Genomic DNA, 4,906 nt, shown 5'->3' on the forward strand with positions numbered 1-4,906 from the left:
GCGCCCCCTGGGGATCGCCAGGGTGATGCCGTCGAGCGCCCGGGTCCGGCCGTAGGAGAGCCCGACCCCGGTCAGCCGGGCGACGATGTCGTCATCCGCGGCGCCCGGGTCCGGGAGGACGCCGGCCATGGTCATTCGACCGGCTTGCCGCTCACCGCGGCCGGCCAGGCGGCGCCCTCGGTCAGGCGGACATAGGCCATGCCGGGCAGCCCGGTCTTCACCTGACGCAGGTATTTCTTCAGCAGATCAGGGGCGATGCGGGCACGGACGCGGAACATCAGCTTCAGCCGCTCCTGCTCCGTCTCCACGGTCTTGGGCGTGAACTGGGCGACATCGGCCACGAAGGAAACCCGGGCCGGAACGACGACGCCGGGCGCCGCATCCAATTGCAGGCGCACCTCGGTGCCGAGGGCGACCCGTCCCGCATCCTCGGTCGACAGGAAGAAGGTCATGTAGACGTCGCCCAGGTCGACCATGTTGGCGACCCGGCCGCCGCCCGCCAGCACCTCGCCCGCCTGCGCCACCTTGTATTGGATGCGGCCGTCGCGCGGCGCCCGCAGGGTGCTGTCAGCGAGATCGGCGCGCAGGCGCTCGATCGTGGCGCGCGCCGCCTCGACCTCGGCCTCGGCACCGACGACGGCGGAATTCGCCGCCCCGATCGCGGCGGCGGCGGCGGCGACCTGAGCCCGCGCGGCGGCGATCGCCGCCTTGGCCGACTCCGCGGCGGCGCGGTCGTCGTCCAGAGTCTGGGCCGAGACGTTGCCGCGTCCCGCCAGGCTCTCCGAACGGACGAGCTTCTTCGCGGTGGCATCCGCCTCGGCCTCGCGCTGCGCCACCACGGCGGTGGCGGCGTCGCGTTCCGCCTCGCGCTGGGTGACTTGGCTGCGTGCCGTCTCGATGCCGATCTCGGCCCGGCGCAACTGGGCCTCGGCCTCGCGGATCTGGGCTTCGAGCTGGCTCGTATCCATGCGTGCGACGATCTGGCCCGCGGTGACGAAATCGCCCTCGTCCACCAGGATCTCGGCCAGGCGGCCGGCGGTCTTGGTCGCGATGTCGATTTCCGTCGCCTCCAGGCGGCCGTTGCCGGCGGCGATTCCGGGCGGCAGTTCGCCCGCCGTCGACTGGCGCCAGGCCCAATAGCCGGCAGCGGCGGCTGCGACCAATGCCAGGGCGAACAGCCAAGTTTTCCGTTGCGACGACATCATGCTGAATCTCTACAGGGGAAGCAGTGGCGCCGAGGAAAGTCAACATGTGTTGACCTTACGTCACGGTAGGGGCAACGTGAACGGATGACAAGCCCGAAGATCGTGCCGGCAGGGGCGGCGGCGGCCCGGCGGACGGCCGCCGAGACGCGACAGCTGATCCTGCAGGCGGCGACCCGCCGCTTTGCCGGTCAGTCCTACGAGGAGACCTCGCTCCGCCAGATCGCGGCGGACGTCGGGGTCGACGTGGCACTGGTGCACCGCAGTTTCGGCTCGAAGGAGCGGCTGTTCGTCGCCGTCCATGAATCCACCTCCAAGGCCGGCGACATGCTGGCGGCGGAACCGGGCACGCTGGCCACGTCCCTCGCCCAGCGCATGGTCCAGCCGGTGGCCGAAGAGGAAGGTTCCTCCCTCCTCGGCCTCTTCGTGCTGGCGCGCTCCTTCTCCAGCCCGCAGGCGGGACCATTGCTGCGGGATTTCATCCAGCGGGACTTTACTGCCCCCCTGGCGGCGCGTTTCGATGCGGAGGGCTTCAGCCGGGATGCGATGCAGCGGGCAACCCTGCTCACGGCCTGTCTCTGCGGCGTCGCCATCTTCCGCCACGTCCTCGGCATGGAAGCCCTGTCGGAGGACGGCGCAGAGACCTGCGAGCCGCTAATCACCGCACTTCTGGACACGCTGACCGGCGAGGCGATAGCCGACCCGCCGCCGAACGCCTGAGCGCCGCTAGCCGCCGGATTTCCCCATGTTCCGGCGGAATTCGCCGGGGCTCTGCCCGGTCCAGCGGCGGAAGGCGCGGCCGAAGCTCGACTCGTCGCCATAGCCGGCGAGGCGGGCGACCCGTTTCAACGGGATGTCGCCCCGGCGCAGCAATTCTTCCGCCCGCAGCCGCCGGGCCTTGGCCTTGAGGTCGAGGAGCGAGGTGCCCTCGTCCTGGAGATGGCGCTGCAGGCTGCGCGGCGAGAGGGCGAGCTGGCCCGCGATCGTCTCGGCATTGGGCGAGACGCCCCCACTCGCGGCGATCACGCTGCTGATCCGCTGCGACAGCAGCCGGTCGCGCCGGTATTGCCGCGCCATCAGAAAAATCGGCTTGTGCAGGAGCCGGCGCAGCGCCGCATCGTCGCGCACCACGGGAAGCTGGAGATAGGCGGCATCGAAGCGAAGCTCGGCCGCGGGTGCAGAAAAGGCGATCTCGCCCCCGAACATCAGGTCATAGGCTTCGGCATGCGCCGGCCGTGGATAGGGGAAGCGTGCGGCGTTCAGGGCGATCCGGGAATCGGCCAGCCAGCAGGCGACGCCGTGCAGATTGCGCAACAGGCTGACCAGACAGAATTCCCGGAGCGCGCCGAGGTCGACCGCTTCGCGCCCCCGGACCACCGCTTCCGCCCCCTCGACCCGAAGCTCCAGGGCGACGTCTTCGGTCAACAGCCCGTGATGCCGGCACCAGCGCCGTATCGCCACCTCGAGTCCCGGCGAGGGCAGCGAGGCGCGCAGCAGCATGCCGTAGCTGCCCCAGGGCAGCCGGCGCGAGAACCAGCCGAGCGCTTCGTCGTCCAGCTCGCGCATGGCATGGCTCGACAAGGCTTCGAAAGGTTCGATGGCGACCCGGCCGTCCGGTGCCGCCAGGACCTCCGGCGGAATGCCGGCCTGGCGCAACGCCGGCCCCGGATCCATGCCGCGCCGTTCATAGGCGGAAACGATGGCACGGACGAAGGCGGCGGGCGTGCGGGGCGGTGCTTTGGGGGGCGAGGTTGTCTTGGGCATAGGCCACCTGTCGTGGCGCATTCTGCACAGGAATTGGCGGGGACGGCAATCGGTGCCACGCTAGTTTTCGCCGGCAGGTTGGCCCCTTCGGGGGCGACCAACCGCGAGTGAGGGGAGGAATTCCTGCCGGCCCGCCCGTTTCCGGCCGCTTCGGCGGCCGCGACGCCGGACAGGAAACGACGCCAACCACGCCCGAACGGCGTGGCGCAGACGGTTGATGGCGACGGGCGGCGCCATCGCTGTACAACTCAGGACCAGGACCGGCACAGCCGATCGCCGGCAGCACGCATCAGGGAGGACAAAATGTTCGACGCCGTCATGAATTTCGGCCTGGGCGAAGAGATCGACGCGCTGCGCGCCACGGTCCGCCGTTTCGCTGCCGAGGAGATCGCGCCGCGGGCCCAGCAGATCGACGCCGAGAACGAATTCCCGGCCGACCTGTGGCAGAAATTCGGCGCCCTCGGCCTGCTCGGCATCACGGTGCCGGAGGCGGACGGCGGCACCGGCATGGGCTATCTCGCCCATTGCGTGGCGATCGAGGAGATTTCGCGCGCCTCGGCTTCCGTCGGCCTGTCCTATGGCGCGCATTCCAACCTCTGCGTCAACCAGCTCCGCCGCTGGGGCAATGCCGAGCAGAAGGCGAAATATCTGCCCAAGCTGATGTCGGGCGAGCATGTCGGCTCGCTCGCCATGTCGGAGCCCGGTGCCGGCTCTGACGTCGTTTCGATGAAGCTCCGCGCGCGGAAGCAGAACGACGGCTATGTCCTGAACGGCAACAAGATGTGGATCACCAACGGTCCCGACGCCTCGACCCTGATCGTCTACGCCAAGACCGATCCGGACGCCGGCCCGCGCGGCATCACCGCCTTCCTGGTCGAACGCGGCATGACCGGTTTCTCGACCGCACAGAAGCTCGACAAGCTCGGCATGCGCGGCTCCAACACTTGCGAGCTGGTGTTCCAGGATTGCCTGGTCCCCTTCGAGAATGTCCTCGGCGAAGAGGGCAAGGGCGTGAACATCCTGATGTCCGGCCTCGACTACGAGCGTGTCGTGCTGGCGGCCGGCCCGCTCGGCATCATGGCGGCGGCGCTCGACATCGTCGTGCCCTATGTCCACGAGCGCGAGCAGTTCGGCAAGCCGATCGGCACCTTCCAGCTCATGCAGGGCAAGCTGGCCGACATGTATACGACGATGAATGCCAGCCGAGCCTATGTCTATGCCGTGGCCGCCGCCTGCGACCGGGGCGAGACCACGCGGAAGGACAGCGCCGGCTGCATCCTCTACGCCGCCGAAAAGGCGACCCAGGTGGCGCTGGAAGCGATCCAATGCCTGGGCGGCAACGGCTATATCAACGATTACGCCACCGGCCGTCTGCTGCGCGATGCCAAGCTCTACGAGATCGGCGCCGGCACCTCGGAGATCCGGCGGATGCTGATCGGCCGCGAAATCTTCGCCCAGACGGCCTGAGCCCCGCGATGACCCGGCTCACCACCAAGCTCAGCCCGAACGATCCCGGCTTCGCCGCCAATGCCGCGCGCATGGCCGGCCTGGTCCGGCAGTTCGCCGCCCTCGCCGAAAAGACCGTGAAGGGCGGCGACGAGAAGTCGCGCGCCCGCCATGTCGCCCGCGGCAAGCTCTTGCCGCGCGAGCGGGTGGCCCGGCTGCTCGATCCCGGCAGCCCGTTCCTGGAGATCGGCCTCTTCGCCGCCGAAGGCGTCTATGACACCGAGATCCCGGCGGCCGGCGTGATCGGCGGCATCGGCAAGGTGGCCGGGCGCGATTGCCTGATCCTGTGCAACGACGCCACGGTGAAGGGCGGCACCTATTATCCGCTCACCGTGAAGAAGCACCTGCGTGCCCAGGAAATCGCGGCCGAAAACAACCTGCCCTGCCTCTACCTGGTCGATTCCGGCGGCGCCAACCTGCCGAACCAGGACGAG

Annotated in this window: 5 protein-coding genes; 3 read left to right on the forward strand and 2 right to left on the reverse strand. The window is 69.2% G+C overall.

Features of this window, described 5'->3' with window-relative positions:
• Positions 1–131 precede the first annotated feature (131 nt).
• The gene (locus WC493_RS21560; RefSeq protein ID WP_373068392.1) at positions 132–1,205 is read right to left on the reverse strand and encodes an HlyD family secretion protein; all 1,074 of its coding nucleotides are present in this window, start codon (positions 1,203–1,205) and stop codon (positions 132–134) included.
• A gap of 84 nt (positions 1,206–1,289) precedes the next feature.
• On the opposite strand from WC493_RS21560, the gene WC493_RS21565 reads away from it, so the two are divergent.
• Positions 1,290–1,922, forward strand: coding sequence for a TetR family transcriptional regulator (locus tag WC493_RS21565; protein WP_373068394.1), 633 nt, complete (start codon positions 1,290–1,292; stop codon positions 1,920–1,922).
• A gap of 6 nt (positions 1,923–1,928) precedes the next feature.
• Here the strand turns inward: WC493_RS21565 and WC493_RS21570 are convergent, their stop codons facing one another.
• Complete coding sequence (locus WC493_RS21570) at positions 1,929–2,966, reverse strand: AraC family transcriptional regulator (protein ID WP_373068396.1); 1,038 nt, start codon at positions 2,964–2,966, stop codon at positions 1,929–1,931.
• A gap of 303 nt (positions 2,967–3,269) precedes the next feature.
• On the opposite strand from WC493_RS21570, the gene WC493_RS21575 reads away from it, so the two are divergent.
• Together WC493_RS21575 and WC493_RS21580 are read left to right on the forward strand one after the other, a co-directional pair.
• A complete protein-coding gene (locus WC493_RS21575) occupies positions 3,270–4,433 on the forward strand; it encodes an isovaleryl-CoA dehydrogenase (protein WP_373068398.1) in 1,164 nt (387 codons plus the stop codon).
• Positions 4,434–4,441: 8 nt separating this feature from the next.
• Positions 4,442–4,906: carboxyl transferase domain-containing protein (locus WC493_RS21580; RefSeq protein ID WP_373068400.1), on the forward strand; the 465-nt coding region annotated here is incomplete at its 3' end.

Origin of the sequence: Zavarzinia sp. (assembly GCF_041650655.1) — a bacterium.
Lineage (GTDB): Bacteria > Pseudomonadota > Alphaproteobacteria > Zavarziniales > Zavarziniaceae > Zavarzinia.

What these genes read in the sequence shown, in the direction of transcription:
- WC493_RS21560 (WP_373068392.1), bottom strand. Translation starts at nt 1,205, where the DNA reads ATGATGTCGTCGCAACGGAAAACTTGGCTGTTCGCCCTGGCATTGGTC.
- WC493_RS21565 (WP_373068394.1), top strand. Translation starts at nt 1,290, where the DNA reads ATGACAAGCCCGAAGATCGTGCCGGCAGGGGCGGCGGCGGCCCGGCGG.
- WC493_RS21575 (WP_373068398.1), top strand. Translation starts at nt 3,270, where the DNA reads ATGTTCGACGCCGTCATGAATTTCGGCCTGGGCGAAGAGATCGACGCG.
- WC493_RS21570 (WP_373068396.1), bottom strand. Translation starts at nt 2,966, where the DNA reads ATGCCCAAGACAACCTCGCCCCCCAAAGCACCGCCCCGCACGCCCGCC.